Source organism: Pseudoalteromonas sp. 2CM28B (assembly GCF_023161935.1).
The window spans coordinates 35,989-53,480 of sequence record NZ_JALNTH010000039.1 but is presented as its reverse complement, the minus strand read 5'-3'; the positions used below and the strand labels follow the sequence as shown (position 1 = coordinate 53,480).

General features: G+C 38.1%; 12 protein-coding genes and 1 pseudogene. 4 read left to right on the top strand and 9 right to left on the bottom strand.

Features of this window, described 5'->3' with window-relative positions:
• Window positions 1-210: 210 nt before the first annotated feature.
• The 3 genes from MTN96_RS30585 to MTN96_RS30575 all read right to left on the bottom strand — a co-directional run bounded on the left by MTN96_RS30585 (window position 211) and on the right by MTN96_RS30575 (window position 1,804).
• Window positions 211-807, bottom strand: coding sequence for an HD-GYP domain-containing protein (locus MTN96_RS30585; RefSeq protein WP_004589546.1), 597 nt, complete (start codon window positions 805-807; stop codon window positions 211-213).
• A gap of 406 nt (window positions 808-1,213) precedes the next feature.
• Entirely contained in the window at window positions 1,214-1,540 is a 327-nt protein-coding gene (locus MTN96_RS30580) for a hypothetical protein (protein ID WP_055011433.1), read from the bottom strand.
• 39 nt (window positions 1,541-1,579) lie between these two features.
• Window positions 1,580-1,804: a hypothetical protein gene (locus MTN96_RS30575; protein WP_055011434.1), complete on the bottom strand. Its 225-nt coding sequence runs from the start codon at window positions 1,802-1,804 to the stop codon at window positions 1,580-1,582.
• 1,339 nt (window positions 1,805-3,143) lie between these two features.
• On the opposite strand from MTN96_RS30575, the gene MTN96_RS30570 reads away from it, so the two are divergent.
• Genes MTN96_RS30570 through MTN96_RS30555 form a run of 4 tightly spaced genes read left to right on the top strand, consistent with a single transcriptional unit; the run spans window position 3,144 to window position 8,054 of the window.
• Window positions 3,144-3,755 carry a TnsA endonuclease N-terminal domain-containing protein gene (locus MTN96_RS30570; protein WP_055253882.1) on the top strand — a complete coding sequence of 204 codons (612 nt, stop codon included), beginning with the start codon at window positions 3,144-3,146 and terminating at the stop codon, window positions 3,753-3,755.
• Window positions 3,752-5,779: a DDE-type integrase/transposase/recombinase gene (locus MTN96_RS30565; RefSeq protein ID WP_096042865.1), complete on the top strand. Its 2,028-nt coding sequence runs from the start codon at window positions 3,752-3,754 to the stop codon at window positions 5,777-5,779. The genes MTN96_RS30570 and MTN96_RS30565 overlap by 4 nt, the downstream gene beginning before the upstream one ends.
• Window positions 5,773-6,723, top strand: a complete 951-nt coding sequence (locus tag MTN96_RS30560; protein WP_024032700.1) for a TniB family NTP-binding protein — start codon at window positions 5,773-5,775, stop codon at window positions 6,721-6,723. Before MTN96_RS30565 ends, MTN96_RS30560 begins: the two co-directional genes overlap by 7 nt.
• Window positions 6,723-8,054 carry a TniQ family protein gene (locus tag MTN96_RS30555; protein WP_248533965.1) on the top strand — a complete coding sequence of 444 codons (1,332 nt, stop codon included), beginning with the start codon at window positions 6,723-6,725 and terminating at the stop codon, window positions 8,052-8,054. Before MTN96_RS30560 ends, MTN96_RS30555 begins: the two co-directional genes overlap by 1 nt.
• A 1,089-nt stretch (window positions 8,055-9,143) precedes the next feature.
• Here the strand turns inward: MTN96_RS30555 and MTN96_RS30550 are convergent.
• From MTN96_RS30550 to MTN96_RS30525, 6 genes and pseudogenes are all read right to left on the bottom strand, one after another.
• Window positions 9,144-9,329 carry a hypothetical protein gene (locus tag MTN96_RS30550; protein WP_024594843.1) on the bottom strand — a complete coding sequence of 62 codons (186 nt, stop codon included), beginning with the start codon at window positions 9,327-9,329 and terminating at the stop codon, window positions 9,144-9,146.
• Between the two features lie 242 nt (window positions 9,330-9,571).
• Complete coding sequence (locus MTN96_RS30545; RefSeq protein WP_248533963.1) at window positions 9,572-11,257, bottom strand: LeoA/HP0731 family dynamin-like GTPase; 1,686 nt, start codon at window positions 11,255-11,257, stop codon at window positions 9,572-9,574.
• Window positions 11,257-13,665, bottom strand: coding sequence for a hypothetical protein (locus MTN96_RS30540; protein ID WP_248533961.1), 2,409 nt, complete (start codon window positions 13,663-13,665; stop codon window positions 11,257-11,259). Before MTN96_RS30540 ends, MTN96_RS30545 begins: the two co-directional genes overlap by 1 nt.
• Window positions 13,666-13,888: 223 nt before the next feature.
• Window positions 13,889-15,035, bottom strand: a pseudogene (locus MTN96_RS30535) (IS3 family transposase).
• A gap of 426 nt (window positions 15,036-15,461) precedes the next feature.
• On the bottom strand, window positions 15,462-15,980 hold the full coding sequence (locus tag MTN96_RS30530) for a DUF6436 domain-containing protein (RefSeq protein ID WP_374276186.1): 519 nt from the start codon (window positions 15,978-15,980) through the stop codon (window positions 15,462-15,464).
• On the bottom strand, window positions 15,964-17,430 hold the full coding sequence (locus MTN96_RS30525) for a methyl-accepting chemotaxis protein (RefSeq protein ID WP_248533957.1): 1,467 nt from the start codon (window positions 17,428-17,430) through the stop codon (window positions 15,964-15,966). Before MTN96_RS30525 ends, MTN96_RS30530 begins: the two co-directional genes overlap by 17 nt.
• Window positions 17,431-17,492: the final 62 nt, after the last annotated feature.

The window sequence follows — 17,492 nt, the reverse complement described above, 5'->3', positions numbered from 1 at the left end:
AAAACAGGAGGGTCTTCAAGCTCGTTTATGGACATAAATGAGTTAGAGCCGAAGGACGGCTCTGTGCCATTTGCAGACATTAGCAACGCCTGAGCTCAGGTGCATTTGAGACAACGCCTGCTTTTGCGTTAGCAAAAAAGTGGGTGGCGGATCAAATGTCATCTGCAGAGACTTTTTAGGCAGCGTTCACCGTATTCTAGGAACGAGCGTTTACGAGGCACGTGCCGAACTGGCCTTTATGACTTTTGTAAACAACAAAAAAATATTTGGATCAAACTTCGTGTCCACTTCATGCTTCAAGATATTCATAGTTTCAAGGTGCGATTTAGCCATGCGGTATGGCCTGCTAGTCGTCAGTGCATCATACGCATCAATGATCGAAAGTATTCGACTACTCAGGGGAATATCGGCACCAGCCAGTCCGTCTGGGTATCCGCTTCCATCAAATGCTTCATGATGATGTCTGACAATAGACGCGACCTCGTCTCTGTTTGTCAGGAATGTCTCACTAATTATTCTCTCACCGATAACCGAGTGAGCCTTTATCTCTTCCCTTTCATCAGGTGTGAGCTTTCCAGGCTTCGAGAGAACAGTATCACGAACTCCAATCTTACCCACGTCGTGTAATTGACTGGCAATACGCAAGTCATCTAATGAGGGGGCACTCAAATCGGCCGCACGCCCCACTTCCAACGCAAGCGCACAGACGCGGTCACAATGGCCTCTAGTATACGCATCGCGCGCGCACAATGCCGTAATGAGTGATGGGTAAGCATTTTCTTGATCTGGTGCGAGGGCAAAAGCCATTGAATATCTCTCCTTGTTCAGCAACGCCTAACAATTTAATAGTGCGCTCATCACGCATATTTTTGCTGACTTCAAGCTCATCTATCCACATTCCAACAAATAACCGAGGGTATTTCAAGATTTTAAATAAATTTAAATGTAGGATATACGCGTTGCTCGTTTGCTTGACTATATGAATAAACGACACAACTTTATCTATTAATTAGCCCTAAATTTAGCCATCCTCAATGACCGGTTATCGCTCTTTTAAGGCATTCGCCTCAACACGTTTTGGGGCAGAAATGAGTTAAATCGGAAAGGCAGCTCATGGCACAAATGCGTCTGTTCGATTTGGTTGACTCTATTTGTTCAAATCTGACAGTTTTGGTTAGGTCTTATTAAATGAATTCATTCCGCGCTTATCTTGTTAAGCAAAAATGCTAACTAAATCACTATTAAAAGAAAGTCCGCTTAAGTTATTTTCATTAATCAGAGATTTAAACTCAGCATTGCAATAAAGTGCTGTCCCGCCTTGAATGCATGATTTGAAAACAAGATGTTTGTCTGATTTAAATGATAAGGATTTGAGGCCATCCTCAATACCATTCAGGTAAGCCTTTTCAGTAAGAAATTCGTCTTCTTCTTCGAAAACGAGTGGATTAAATAAAATTAGCTCTTTATCACACCTAAGCGGTATAAATTCCCCGTAAACTTGCAGATAGTTCCCTAGGGCAATATACGCTTTATGGTTCAAAACAAGGTAATTCGAAAATAAGTTTACGTCGTAGGCTTGCTATAAAGCTTCTTTTTCAACTTTGCAGCTAAATCCGTTTTTGACTATATCCGTTATTCTAGTTTTGCCGCTTGGAAAGCCAATCTTGGCTAATATTACTGCTTCTTTATAACTGAGGTTATTTTCTTCGGCAATTTGGTCTGCCATCGATACGATATCTAGGTCAATTATATCGTATGTTCTATCTGGTTTGTGCAATTTATAAATATCGAGTTCCTTTCCCATAAGTAATCCTTTGTGAAGTAATATTTGTGCTTATTAAAGATTAATGAAGCCAGAATATCAACTCCTTCGGCAACGCAAGCAGAACCTCATTGGATACTAGCCAAATTTTATTAGGCTGGATTACTAAAGGAGTGCGCGTTAGTTATACCTATACTCTATTCATTTATTAGCTTTTACTGTATTCATTTATTAGCTTTTAATGTAAAACTAGCAACATTTACAAAATACAGATTCTCATCTTTGCCTACCAAAGCCCCTAGGTATCTACCGTAATGTAGAGCTCATGACCTTTAAAAGTAAAATAGACAGATTAGAAGGCGCTAATCGCCTTATTTATCTTCCATAATATCTTTAAGTGCAATGCGCTTTAGCTTAGTACCATCGCGATACCCTTTTACTAACAATTCATCTAATACAGCGCCGGTGTAAAAGGTATAGCCATTTTCTTCATCAACGGGAAGCTCATAAACAGAGCCTGATATTTGAGGCCAAATCTAATAATTCCCACAGGCTGATAAGTGGGGTAGAACCATTGAACCTGAGCTTACTCTCCATTCATCATCATTTTTCCACGAACAAAACAACACATAGCAGGGTTTGCTATCAATAGTTTGAAACGTTAAAACAACCCACCCTTCTGGCTTGTGTTTCATATGTCACTCCATCTTGTTTACAAAAAAATTTAAGCCTCCATTAACCTTAACTTAATAAACAAGAACACCCCCTCTTTTTTCTTAAAAAACACAAAAAATAAAAATGCTTAAATTAACCTAGAATTAATATCGTTGGCATTTTATGAATTTTAAAACCCAAATCAAAGACACTTAAAGAAGATAACGAGAGGTCTGACCAGTTTAACCTTCTCTATTTCTGTAATATCTGCAATCATAGTGACTGCCTTTTGAAAAGCATCAACCTTGCTGGGGGCTAGGTGTGAAATTTTAAATTTAAGCTTTTAGGAGCAGCACTGAATACTAATTTCACTTTGGGTGTTTTACTTGAACATAACAACTTCATGTTAAACACAAACATAAAATCGGTTTGGATAAGGTAAAAACAACTCGAGAAACCTTCACAGTACTTTAAAGATAAATTTTTTTTGAGAATAAATAATTTGCTCGTAGAAAAAACATTGAACTTAACTTTTGAATTTTAAAGTGAGATTAACCCTTGAAAATAAAACAAAATTTTCAGTGGCTCCAAGGATTGATAAGCCTAATTATGACGAAAGGAATAATGTAAAAATGCTTACCAAGAACAACTATTCTAAAGATAAACCTTTTAATTTATCACCCATTATCTATAGTGTAAAGACATTTATTTTTTGGGAGGTAAAATTATGACCGTTACAAAGACGAACGCTAACGTTCACAGAGGTCGATTTGTTATACGATTTTACTCCCATAAAAATCAGTGCGCACTTAATCCCGAGTCATTTCAGGAGCTGATCCTGGCTTTTAAACTGGAATGTGACCCTAATGTGAAGCTGTTTGCCACCCAGCCTGAGCAAATAGAAGTGACTATAGACAAAAAAGTTTACCGCTATACACCCGACTTCTTAGTCCTATATCATTCTGGCTTCGCTGAATATATTGAAGTTCATCATGAGTCTCAGGTTGATAAAGAGTATCACTCGAAAATTCATCTTTTTAATGAGTACACCCGAAAAAAAGCACAAATAGGTTTACGGTTAATCATCGTCGATAAGCTCAATACTATCTTTATGGCGAACCTGAATCTGATAACAATGTATTACTCGGAGCATTCATTCCCATTAACAATGCTGCCTGATGGAGATTTAACCTTTGGTCAACTCATCGAATGCTTGGAGGGTATAGCTAAAAACCCAGTGTCAGAGGCTTATGGACTAATTGCATCAAATGTATATAAATTCGATATGGAGAAGCCGTTAAACGCCTCTACTACATTGATGCGAGGTCACCTCAAATGATCGGATATGCTACGGGCACTGACTTGACTAATAAGTACGGTAACGTTGAATCTATTGCGTTTGTTGACAGTACATCAATACTCCTTTCCGGTGATGGTATAGAGACTAAGAAGCGCCTATTACCTCGAGACGACTTTGAGAAATCAATTGATGATCAAGGCTTTATATTAAGAAACGCACAGCATCCACATATTGAACTAACAGAATATCAAAAGTTAACGGTTACATCACGATTGATGTATCAATCTATCTTGAAAGAACTGGTTAGTGAAGGATACCCTGCTACAACTAAGAAGACATATGATGAGCTCATCAAACGAGTCGAGAGCCAACATCCTGCAACTATTGCCACAAAACACCCGCAATGGAAAACGGTATGTCGCCATTGGCGCGTATGGGTTCAATCAGATTTTAATGATGAGGCGCTTGCGGGAGTGAAGCGCAATAGCCCTGTACGGCTAAATGCGGCCACTGAGGCTTTCATACAGCACTACATCGCTACCGTCTATTCGTGTAATAACTCTGCTTTCAAAGGCGCATATTACAGTAACTATAAACGAGAAGCGCAAGAAGCTAGCTTGAAAAATAATGAGATTCAAATCGCATCACAACGCACCTTTTACCGCCGGTTACAAGAGCTTACTGATGCCGAAAAACTTGCTAATTTTAAAGGCCTTTCACAAGCGGAAATCAATAAGCGACTAACAACGCTACGTAAACGAATAAAAACCTATTACGCAATGCAGCGCGTTGAATGCGACCGTGTTGTGCTAAATATGTGTTTAATTGACGACAAAACAGGCCTTCCGACACCGCCTATTTCTTTGTATGTAGCAATAGACGTATACACACGCGCACCTATCTCTGTGGTGCTTAGCTTTGAACCTGAAAACTCTGCCGGTGGGCTTAACCTTTTACGTCAAATATTTATGGCGGATAGTAATCTTACAATGAATGGACGCAAACCGACTACATTGATTATGGATAATGGCCCAGGGTTTAATAATCGTTTGATAAAAAAGGCTGCGGAGCGACTTGAGTTAAATATTCATTATACACCATCAAATCAACCTGCTAAGAAGCCATTCATTGAGTCATTTTTTAACGTATTAAGAGATCACTTTTTTTCAGGTATGAAGATTGAAACGCAAAGTGGTGAGACGAGTATTGGATTTCAAAGTTATTCAGGAAAACGTACTAACCCGAACTCACTCGACACAATTCCATTAGCTAAACGTGCGGATATAAAGGTATCTGATTTTACAAAGCTACTGAATATATTTTTGACAGAATACATGCACAAACACCATAAACAGGCTGGCCATACGCCTATCAAAAAATGGAATCAGTCCATTATTGATACGCCTATGCCTTCATTCACATATGATCAGCTACAACATTGCTTCCACGTGTCCAGAGCCCAGGCCTCACATAAATTACAGCAACGTGGAACTATCAGATGTTTAGGTCAAGATTATTACAGTGATGAGCTAAAACAACTATACGCGGCTACTAAAACAGACATGGAGCTGGGTGAAAACCCCTCTGTTTATGTGTTTCATGACGACCTAGATGCCAGAAAAGTAACAGTTCAAGCAACACTGCCTGGCGAGAACAATCCTGTGGAAATAGTGGCTGATAATATTGACCATCATGATACTAAACTACCAGTCAGCTTTGCTGAATTAAATGGCAATCAAACTCTGACCCAACTCGGAATATATACAGAAACTTTCTCCCATACTCCTACTGGTCACTATGTCGGTGAAATAACTGAATTCGTAAAGCAAAAGCCCAAACGCAAACAGCACAGAGGCCCGAAGGTAGCGTCTTTCAATAAAAATACGAAAGAGAACTTATCCATTGTAGAGCGAATAAAAAAATCTCATAAAGTGAATGAACTTAAATCACAGATATCGCACTCAGGTGAACAAGATACCTACGCAGATACGATAGTGAGCAAAACCAGAGAAATGGCCTCTACCCGTTATAATGATGATGAAGGAAATGAAAAACAATGGTAACTATGCCCAGTACAATTTTCGCATGTGACATTCAAATGAAGATATGGCAGAGGATAGCGGAAATCCACAATATGTATCACGTACCTTCAGAGGATAAACGAGCTCAACTTATTTATGGTGCCTCGGGTGCTGGCAAGACGTATATATTAAAGCAGTATCACGCTCAGTTTTTACCTGTTACTAAGCCAGAAAAAACGACAAAACCAATCTTTTATGTCGCTTTTAAGGAGTTTAAAAAAAGTACTGCAGAGATAACTCGATTTTTAATTTCAGAGCTAGAGGGAACAACACAAAACTCTCGCACTACTGCAGCTGAATTGGATGCCCAACTTATCTCACTTCTCAAAGACCTAGAAGTGGAGCTAATCATTCTTGATGAAATTCAGAATATTGCCTCAAGTTATGATGGGATAGAGTTTCAACGAATTATTAAATATTTTTGCTATCTGATCGATAGCAACAAGATCCGTTGTTCGATTATTTTCGCCGGTACAAGCAGTGCTAAGCGCCTTATTACATTTGGTAGAACCGCCGGTAAATTTGACGATGACGAGCAGATGTCTCGTCGACAAATGCGCCCCATTGAAATTAAGCCAATCCTTCCTAAAACGAAAAACTGGATTGCCTGTTGTAATTGGTTCATTCAACAAGTTGGGTTGCCAAATTTAACAAAGGATGAGCACAGTGAGCTACTTGATCGTATTTACCTTGCGTACAGTGAGCACACCATGAGTACAATGCGCGATTTATTTTTACGTAATAACACACGAAATGCAAAAAACTATGATCAGCTTATAGAAGCCTTATTTGAAAACTTTGAGAAATATGCAATTGGGGCTGTCAATCCATTTGATTATGAACTTTTAACAAAAAAACAATTAGATGCATATCTAAATGAGCAAGATAAAAACCTTAGAAGTCAGTTCTATTCGGGGTTATGCTAATGCGTTTCCCAATAAAACCCTCTTACTATGAAGCGGAGTCAGGTATTGGTTATGTACTTCGTTTACTTAAAAGAAATGGCATACAATCAGAATCTCGCGTACTCAATAAGGCTATGCTAACCAGTATCATCAAAGGTAGATCAACAAAGAACGGACTCCTTGATCACCTTATTCCTATAACTCGCACTTTATCATCATTAAAGATAAAGTGCTGGACACATGCGAGATTGCTAACGCCACAAGTTTGTCCAGATTGTGTTAACCAATATGGGTATTTTAGGGCCCAGTGGCAAAATCCATTTTTACGACACTGTATTATTCATGAGTGTGCCCTGTTATCCGAATGCCCTCATTGCAATTCACCGCTGCAATTTACCATTAATCTTCTAAATGGCCGCTGCACATCACCTTTGTGCGGCTTACGCTTAACGCATATGCCATTGAATAGTCAATTAAAATCACCTGAACAAGTCCACGATGCATACCTCATAGCTAAAGTGATAGTTGACGATAGTAATACACGAACGAGTTTCCCACCAAAGGAGATTACCTCCACATTATTAAATAGAGCGGCTGATATTCTTAATAACCCAGATAGTGCTAGAGTATTCTTAAGTGAAAGGGCTAAACGTGTACCAACAGATCTACCGTTGAACATTGAGTTTCACAAAATTGAAATTATTGTTCAGAATTTGCTATGTGAATGGGGGTCATTATCCACACTATATGAAATGTATAATAGCGAGTATATTCGTTCAAAAGCTCCCATAACTCAGCTTTGGTTTGAAGCTCAAACAGCCTCCTCTATAATTGGGGTAACGTTTAAACAAATCGCTCTTTTAGTCGAAGTTGGATTGATAAGAACTGATTCAAAAAAGGCCTTAAGAACAGATACTCGCGTTGAAATATCAGGTGTTTATACCTTTTTAGCCGAGTTCAGCCACAATAAAGATTACGTCCCCCTTTCTGAGCTACGTCGCTTTATGGCTCTTCATAATATCTGTATAACTGATGTACTGATAGCTGCTAAAAATAAAGAATTATCAATAACATACAAACCTTCATTAGACTTAATGCATTCCATACACGTTTTGCCTGAAGCATTCGATACCTTTTGTAAATTACATACTCAACTTATAAGAGATAAAACGATGTCCGTTGCAAACGTAGCTGAAGTCACCGGTATACCAAAGGTAGAACTAATGAGGTTGATTAATACCGGTAAGCTCAGGCCCGTTTACATTCATGGCAATAATTCAAAACGTATACTTAATTGTGATACTTTGAAGTTGGCGAAAACGCAAAACAAACAGCTATCACTCGACATTTAGTACTTTGTAATTTCAACTTTAATTTTTAGGCCGAGACATGTTCTCGGTCTATGCTTTATTAATAACAATACCGGCAGTTCACTAAAACTAATCGACTGAATATCAATAAGTTTAACTTTCCCTTTTTTAATAAAGGTTTAGTAACTTCATCCATAACTAAACCTAAATCAAACCAAATTTGAATTAACTCAACATTACAAATGAAGCTTCGCATATCTGCATTTTAACTTTCACTTAAATGGCTTCATTTCTCTTTATCCTAAAAATCCATTTTCTAATCGATTTACTACACTTTTACTAAGTAAATATTAGCGTATAGTGTTCGCCACTAATTTACCGAATACAGAATCTACTTAATTATGTGCTCATTAAAATCAAGTCAGAGTTCTTCAGTGGCAGAATGAGAATCTGCAAGGCAGAATGAGAACTTTTTGGCTGGATGAGAATTTGTGTTGGGGCAGTTTTTAGCTATAAATAATTCTCAATTTAAGAGGCGCAGTACCGATAAAGAACACAAGCTAAGTTATTGTTTTGAAATCTTATTACATGGCTGAGATTCTCAAGTTATATGGCGCCGATCAAAACTAGATCAGTGCCACTTAAGTCGAGAATACACGGCGCGTTGAGAACTTATTGATTTATAATGAAATATGGCACTTAAATTGAGATTTATTAACTTAATTACACTCTAAAAATAATTATGTTTTTTATTAGGTAAATTTCTTAAACAACGAGAAATCGCTTGAAAACATCTATTACAGTAAGTGATTTGAATTGATAATTTGCCTATCTGTTATACGAAAGCTAATCGGTTTACTTCGAGGTAGAGTTTATTTAGGCCGATGCTTTGCGGAGTAGCAACAGCGCATCTTTATTTTTCATTACATAAAGAACTTCTATTCTTGGTCAGTTTTAGCCGTGGATTGCATCACTCAATAATTACCGGCGGCCTGCTATGTGCCAATTGGGGACATTGTTAACGCTCGCCTAATACGCCTTGCACTGGCGGGCTTTTTGCGTTGCTTGCTAAAAGTGTGGCTGCCGGCAATGTAGGATTTAGATGCTTGTTAGCAATACATTCTGTTGCGGCTAACCTGTCACCTTGGACAAGAACATGAAAAAGCCACCCAACAAAATAATTGCAATGATGACTATAGCTGTGAGCGTCTTCGACTGAAGCATTGATTCAATTAAACCGACTTCAGTTTGCATTTTAATTAGGTCTTTTGGCTCAACATCTTCTTTAATGCGAGGGTTATTTGTTTCGTTATTCATTGGCAACTCCATATGCGAAATATTCGTGTCTTACTAACAGCTTATAACACACCAAAACGGCGTTTAATAATGTTATTGGACAAAATTAGATTTCTACTCAAAGCACTAGAATAAATTTAACTTTTCCAATGACCGCTGTTCGCTCAAAATTGCCTGTCAGGCGAAGTCTAAACCCGTTCTTTTAAACTGTAAGATCGGATATGAGCTACTACATCTGTACTAGCTCAGACTTGATCTGACAGTTACCCGTTTTTGAATTCGCCTTCAATCAAAAGCGCCTCTTCACGCCAATTTGCAAAGAGACTCTTGCGTTCGTTACTTGCTGCAATGTTCTCATTTAGTTCGTTCAACTTGTTTGTTAGCTCTATGTAGGTTGGGAAAAACTTTTGTTTGAACTCATCAGAACCAACTAACTCTAGCAATTCTATCCTTTGCTTTTTGAAATCCTCTTCCACTTTTCCAACAGCTTTAACGAACTTCTGTTCTTTTGTATATTGGTCATAGGAATCCCAAATTTCTAGAGCAATATTTGCAAATGCTAACGCCCCATTTATACCCTTTGCTAAATTTAAGGCGCCATAAGGTTTGAATTTCAGAGCTTTACTAATGTCAAAGCCTACTGTTTTAGCAACCGAAACGATACCATCTCGTGTTGCAATTACCGTCTGATTGTTAATGAAGTTACCTTTAAGGGCATGATTTATACCACTTTTACCTAGCTCTCTCACCGTCGTATTAAAATGATTTACTTCTCCATCAAAACTTGCGTTCATTTTTTCAACATTAAGCGTAATAGCCCCTATTTGTCTATCAAATTCACTTTGCAATTTTTGGTTGAGAACAATTCCTTCGGAACCAATTTCACGTTCACAAAAGTCTGCAAATGTCGCTAAGCTACACCCTTTAACTTGCATAATCAGGTCTGTGAAGTAACTTGTAATAAAGTCTCTCAAATTCGTCCTTGACACGCTAATTTGATGTTCAGTGGTTTGTAACTGGCCCTCTAATCGTTTTAGTAATCCATTTAATTTTTCAACTTCTTCTGACACTTTTTCATCTGTTTCTATTGCAACTGGCAATTGCTTGTAAAGTACATCACTTATGATGCTAGAGCGCATATCATAGTCTAGTTCTTCGACTCCTCCACATGCTTGAATTTTTTTATTAGTGGCTTCTTGTAAATTTGAAATATGTGAAAGCGCTTTGAATTCTTCAATATTACTTAACCAATAATCTATTCCTTGGTCAAAGGGGTTGGCAGCGACAGCAACTATAGATAATGCTTCTAGCTCTTCATGACTTAAGTTAATCATATCCTGAAGACGACCAGTGATATTCTCACGCTTTATTTTTAAATTAGACTGATAGTCAACCTCGTCCTCGACATCAGCAACTTCATCAAACCGGCTCAGCACGAAGATAGTTCGAGGCAATAGATTTAGCGTGCGGAACAACCATTGTAAATCTTCTTTGTGGCTTTCTTTAATGGGATTGGTTGAATTCATGACATAAAGCACCAAATGCGCTTCACTTACGTGCTTTTTAGTAATATCTTTGTATTTTTCTATGGTATTGGTATCAGCATTGATTTGTTCTTTAAACCCAAACAAACCTGGAGTGTCTATCAGTACAAAGTCACTACCCACTTCGTATACTTTCACTTCATTAGACGATTCTTCATGGCTTATCTTCATCGTCGACTTATCAAGCTTTTCCATCCAGGCTGCTGCAATGGATGTTTTACCTTCCGAGAAGCCACCAATAAGAGCAACTTTTAGTTTATCACCCTCAACCTTCTTTAAATTACTTTGCAATTTACTAAAAAATGCGGAATCAATCTCAATGCCGATTTCCTTTCCCTTTTCCAAGAACGACTTTAGCCGTTCTAGTAATTTAATCTCTTTAAAGCTATTCAGCGTGCTTTTCATTAACATTCTCCAATGTGATCAATTTGCTTCGAAAGTAATTTTAATGATTGGTTCGAGCGCTCAAGTAACTCTTTAGTTTTTACCACCTGTTGTGCTGGTGCCTTAAGTTCAGTATGAAGCTTGTAAATTGAAGCTTGCATATCGCTTTTACCTTCATCTAGACTATCTTGAAGTGCTTTTTTTAGTTTATCTTCTAAATTACGTAGATTCGTATCAGCAGCCTTTTTCTGTTCAGACATTTTGAAATCGTTATCGAAATAACCCCATATAGCTTTTCCAAAAGCAAGTACGGCAGAAAACGCAGCTGCTCCAGTTAACCATAAGCTTGTACCTGCTGTGAATGGGGCCAACGCAGCTCCTATTAAAGCACCAAAAAGTGCACCTTTTTTGAGTCCGCTATCCATATTGAGTTTTATATTGAATTCAGCGTCAAGTTTGCTTTTTCCAAGCTGATCTGCAACAGACAAAAAGTCTTCACTTAACTCACTAAAGCGTTCAAAAATTGACACTACCGAAGATTCAAATTCTTTAACAGACGTTTCAATTACATTAGGTAATTGAGCCTGAATGTCGTTAACACATTTATTAGTTTGACTTTCAAAGCTTGTTTCAAACTGCTCCTTGCTGACATCTTTATCGATTTCACTATATATATTCTTTCTGGTATTTTGTACAGTAGTTCTAATAAGATCATTTCCTTTGCCATACAGCTGAGAGTTTAAAATTGCATAACTAGCTTGCAATTGATGGCACGCACTTTCACTATTACCACTAACATCCTCCGCCACCACTTTATAAACTTTTTCAATATCATCTAAATCATGAGTAGTACGTTCTAACTCACCTTTAATCTTATTGAAATTAGCTATCTTTATTTTACTCTGGCCATTAACTAACAACTCATTTTTTAATAACTGAATGAACGCACTTAACTGTGAACGCTCTAAAAGACTTTCAGCTGAGAAATCCTCAAGAAATTTATTTCGCTTTCTTAACATATCCGAATTTGGAGCAAAATAATCGGTCGAGGCAATAAACGCAGTCAAGGCGGTCAATGGAAATGAGCCTTGGTAATTACGACCAAGCTGTTCAGCCATTTTTTTATCCATTTCAACTAAACTTGCATGCTCATCATCGGTAAGGAGCTCAGTATTCTTAAACGCAAATTTAGGATTCGTGATTTTTTTGTTAAAAATAGACCACACCTCAGTTTGTGTACCTAAATGCGTTTTTATTTTTTCTAATGTGCCTTGACGTTCTGAATCACCAGTTTGCGGCGGAGCGGCTTTATTAGTTACGTAAAAAACAGCGTGGGCACTTTGTACCGCTTTTTCAATTTCATCGACCACAAGAGCTTCCTTACCTTCTATGCCAGGCACGTCAAGTAGATTAAAATCACACTGTTCAATATCAAAGCGATAACTTAATGTTTCACGAGTATAGTCCGCTCGACCATCACCAATAATTTTACCATCTGCACAGCTATTCAGCTCAAGCTCCAAAGCAGAAACTTGTTTCGAGGTAGATTCAAGTTGCTGACTTGTAAGGCTCTTGGTTTGTTCAACTAGACCTTTGTCACGCTCCAAAGCCTTTATAGGAAGGTCAAACTTTTTTATAAAATCAGCATTCCTTTCTTTGCGTAGCGAGCGTGTCTCACTCAGCTTTTGTTGTGCATCGGCTAACTTTTCTTCCTCTGCGACATGCATATCTTCAAGTTTTGGGAGATTTGAGATAGCTGCTAAAAGCTCATGCTCTTCCGGAAGTTTTTTGAAAATATTTACTATTTTTTGCCAAAATGATGCTTGAGCTTTCTCTTGAACTATTGACCGCTGTAAGTCGGCAACTTTGTCCTTAAGGGTTGAAAGTTCGCTTTTTCGAGCTTGTACTGCTTCTGCAGCTTTTTGATGTTCAATGCAAAGTTTTTTTTCTGATACTTCAAACTCCTGCTCCAACTGACTTTCTTCTCTTTGATATTGCTTGGACAGCGAATTCAGTTGCTCATTTATCTGCTCTAAATCTTTATCTAATGTAAATAGTTTTTCTTCTATATCTGGTAATTGACAAATAGCCTGATCATAAGAATGTTTGAGTTTTCGGAATGCGTCGCGTTTTTCAAGCTTAGTAGGCTCGTTTAAAAGTATGCGCAACGTTTCAATCAGTGTAGATTTACCTGCACCTGTTTCACCATAAAATGCTATTGTAAACGTATTCCACTCCGAGTTTAGCTCAAGCTCTTCCAGTTTGTCTTTTAACTTAACTTGAAGACCAAAAATTTTATCGCATGCATCCTCTTGTGCTTTGTTGAGTGATTCATCTGATGACTCTAGGGATAAGCTAGTGACTAGCTTTAACAATTCAATATTGATTTTGTCGTAAATGTCTTTAGGGTTTTCTAGTTTGATATTCATTCTAACTCTACTAACGTCCAAGTCTCGTGAAATAAATCACCATTAAGTAACATGCTTTAGGGAAGGTGCGCTTAAGTATTCCTCTCACAGAAACTAAAAAATTATATTATTAATGTCAATGTCTTATAGCTATTTCTTTTACGTTTACTGTCTTATTCGCATCTTCACTAATGCATTGTTTGCAAGTACAAAAAACAGACTCAATTGGACTTCCCAGCTTTAACTAGACAGTTTCTAACTCAGAAAAATACGCTTCCTCAAACTTAGCAGGTGAAACACCGCCTGTGTGTGAATGGCGTTTTTTGGATTGTAGAACATTTCTATAAAATTGAATATCTCAGCTTTCGCATCTTCCCTTGTCGAATATATCTTACGCTTAACTATTCGCTTTTTAATCGTCGCAAAAAAGCTTTCAGCAACTGCATTATCGTGACAATTCCCAGCTCGACTCATTGAGGGTACAAGGTTATGTTCTTTCATAAAGGCTAAGTAATCAGCGCTACCATACTGGCTTCCTTGATCACCATGTACCATTACGTCAGCTTTGGGTTGGCGCTGATAAACTGCCATGAGCAATGCTTTAATTACTAAGTGCTTGTCCATGTTTTTATCCATCGACCAGCCTACGATGCGCCTAGAGAATAAATCCATGACAGTTGCTACATACAAGAAGCCTTCATAGGTTCTCACATAAGTAATATCACTTACCCAAGTTTGATTCGGCGCAGGAGGATTAAACTGACGAGCTAGCAAGTTATCTGCAATGCGCGATGTTTTACCGCCTTTAATATGGCGACGTTTATACCCTATTTGCGCTTTGAGTTTATGTTGGCGCATGCTCTTAGCGACACGATTAACACTACATTGCTCACCAGCTTCACGTAAATCTGCGTGTATCCAAGGACTACCGTAAGTGCCACCACTGGCAACGTAAAACTCTCTAATAAGCTTAAGCAAACGATTATCTTCGATTGCTCTGTCACTCAATGGCTTCTTTAACCACGCATAAAAGCCACTGCGGTGTAGCTTAAATAGTTTACACATCGCAACAATAGAAAACTCATTTTGATGCTCACGAATAAAAGCGTACTTTACTCGGGGTTGCTGGCAAAGTACCTTGCGGCCTTTTTTAGAATGTCGCGTTCCTCCGTGATACGTTTTAGCTCGGCCTCAAGTTTGGCGATCCTTAGTTGTTCATCTGATGATTTGGCTTGTTTGGGTTTCTCTGATAACTGGCTTCGCCAGTGATATAACGTTTTGGTACAAATATCTAATCGTTCTGATACTTCAGCAACTGAATAACCACGTTCAGTTATTTGTTTAACTGCTTTTATTTTAAATTCTTGGGTATACCGTTTGCCTTTGCTCATAAAACACCTCTAATTAGAAGTTACAATGTAACTCATTGGGTGTCTAGCAAACTATGGGAAGTCCAGTGATAATTTTGCTAGTTGTCTAAACCCATGTGCTAATAATTAAAGCATGAGCAAACCTTGATACAGTTCAAATGCTATTTAGTAATTGAGCAGGACGCTTTCAAGAAAGCAGGCAAATAAGCGGCTAGAGTTAAATAAGCGTTATTATAGAAATAACTATATTTAAGTACTTTTAAATTTCACTTGCTGTGATTGTACTAACAGTAGGCTTCATCAAAATTTGTTGTTTATAACCGTAACCTAAAGCCGTAAAGGTAGCGCTTACTCGCATTTAAGCCACAAACATACAAGCCTAATATTCTTAATATTACGCAGGTGGCTTTTTTAATACTTATAAAAGGCTAATCAGTAATAGCGCTATTAAGCAGTGCAGTAACAACCACTGGTTTTATTAAGTAAAAGTTCGCTGTTAAATCCAGCTACAAGATTATTTATAACCGTTTCAACAAAACCACTGCCCTGCGCGCAGCCGAGCCCTTGAGAAAGTGGGCCGGCATAAACAAAGTCACCTTTATCGTTAATCACCACGGCAGCCGGTGTAGCAGGGAGCAGTATTTGTAAAGAGGCTGTTTGCTCAATATTGATAAGCGTAATATTTTGCGATTTAGAAAACGCAGCCAACTGTTTTAAATGAGGCTGGGCTTGCTTGGTGCAGCCACAGTCAGGGTCTGTAACGATAATCAACGAATTATGCTTTGCAGCTGTAAACCCTATGTGTTGTTTAAATTTAGTAAACCACCCTGGTTGTTCAAGTACGCCATAACTGTCAAAAACGCGCAACTGATTATATTGATAATAAACTAAACCAGAAACCGTCAATACTAACCACAGAGCAATCACTGCACTCATTTTAATGGATGAATTACTTAAATTTAGCAATGCTTTGCTCTAATACCGAAATACTTACGTCGATCATTTGTACTTTAGCGGTGAGTTTTTCTACCACTTTGGTATCTTGATATTGGCTTTGCTGCATTTGTTCTGTGCTTGAGGCTATTTGTTTTGTGTTTACAGCTTGCTCAGCAACAACTTGCGCTACAGAGTGAGTACTTTGGCTGACGGCTTTTATTTGCTCACTCATGGCGCTTATGTTTTCTTTCATGGTGGTGCTGATATGCGTTAAATCAACAACAAAATCGACACACTGGCTCATAGATTGGGTTGACGTTTTACTGTTTGTAACTAAATCTTTTAATGTTAAAGCAATTTTATCTGTCGTAGCTTTACTGCTTGTAGCAAGCGTTCTGACTTCATCGGCTACAACTGCAAACCCGCGGCCATGCTCACCCGCTCTTGCGGCTTCAATGGCTGCGTTAAGCGCAAGTAAGTTAGTTTGCTCTGCAATGCCTGATATTTCATTCAACAACCCTGATATTACATCGCCAGCGGCCACTAAATGATTTATTTGCTCTTCTGTATGATTAAGTAAATTAAGTAGCTCCGTGCTTTTAGTGTCTGTTTGCATAACGTCATTTAAGGCGCTATTTGCAGCTTGAGTAATGTTATCTACCTGCTGCTTTAACACTTCGCTTTCATGCTCAACTAAGCTAAAACCCTGTGCAACTTGAGCACCAGAGTCAGCTATATCATTAGTTTGTTGCTTTCTTTGCTCTGCCCCGCTTGCTAGCTCATCGTGTACGTTTATTAATTGCTGCGAATTCTGCTGCAGTGAAAGAGACTGCGTTTGCACTTGTCTAATTACATCTGATAAATAACCCAATAAAGTATTAAAGCCCGCTACTGCATTGCTTTTTTTGTCATCGGCTCTAAGCGAAAGCTGTATATGCTCAGGGTCTTGCATAATGGCTTCGGTCGCTTTGGTTAAAGACACGCCAGCTCTGCGCTCTTGTTGTAGTGTTTTAGCAATATAGCCTGCTACAAACACTTCTACTATTGCATAGCCGGCATGTATAAGCACCGTAGTAAACGCCAGTCTGTCAGGGTCAAATACATAAAAACCGGTATTTTGTGTTTGTAAAAAGTAAAAGCTTAAATGATGAACGGCCACAAAAATAATGGCCGTAATAAACACCTGCCATTGCACAAACATAATCAACATGGCCATTAAGATAAAAATTTCGAAATGCACTTCTATAAGGCCATATGTTTGCTGGATGTGTAAAAATGAAAACATCATTGCTGCTGCGGCAACAACATGACCTGTGATTGGGTTATTTTGCTGAGTTTTGAGTAACCATATAGGCATTAAACTTAAAGGTAGACCGACTATAAATGATTGTGTAAGTGTCCCGAAATATAAACCTATTGCTACAGATTCTAAAAATAAAAAGCAAAATATTATAATAAATAAACGATTTACACTACTCATGGACACCTTAAATTAATACAAAACAACTAGAAAAACATTATACGCGTAAAATAAACATTTAG

Excerpts from the sequence above, each read along its gene's own strand:
- MTN96_RS30585 (WP_004589546.1), bottom strand. The coding sequence starts at position 807 with ATGGCTTTTGCCCTCGCACCAGATCAAGAAAATGCTTACCCATCACTC.
- MTN96_RS30575 (WP_055011434.1), bottom strand. The coding sequence starts at position 1,804 with ATGGGAAAGGAACTCGATATTTATAAATTGCACAAACCAGATAGAACA.
- MTN96_RS30570 (WP_055253882.1), top strand. The coding sequence starts at position 3,144 with ATGACCGTTACAAAGACGAACGCTAACGTTCACAGAGGTCGATTTGTT.
- MTN96_RS30565 (WP_096042865.1), top strand. The coding sequence starts at position 3,752 with ATGATCGGATATGCTACGGGCACTGACTTGACTAATAAGTACGGTAAC.
- MTN96_RS30560 (WP_024032700.1), top strand. The coding sequence starts at position 5,773 with ATGGTAACTATGCCCAGTACAATTTTCGCATGTGACATTCAAATGAAG.
- MTN96_RS30555 (WP_248533965.1), top strand. The coding sequence starts at position 6,723 with ATGCGTTTCCCAATAAAACCCTCTTACTATGAAGCGGAGTCAGGTATT.
- MTN96_RS30550 (WP_024594843.1), bottom strand. The coding sequence starts at position 9,329 with ATGAATAACGAAACAAATAACCCTCGCATTAAAGAAGATGTTGAGCCA.
- MTN96_RS30545 (WP_248533963.1), bottom strand. The coding sequence starts at position 11,257 with ATGAAAAGCACGCTGAATAGCTTTAAAGAGATTAAATTACTAGAACGG.
- MTN96_RS30540 (WP_248533961.1), bottom strand. The coding sequence starts at position 13,665 with ATGAATATCAAACTAGAAAACCCTAAAGACATTTACGACAAAATCAAT.
- MTN96_RS30525 (WP_248533957.1), bottom strand. The coding sequence starts at position 17,430 with ATGAGTAGTGTAAATCGTTTATTTATTATAATATTTTGCTTTTTATTT.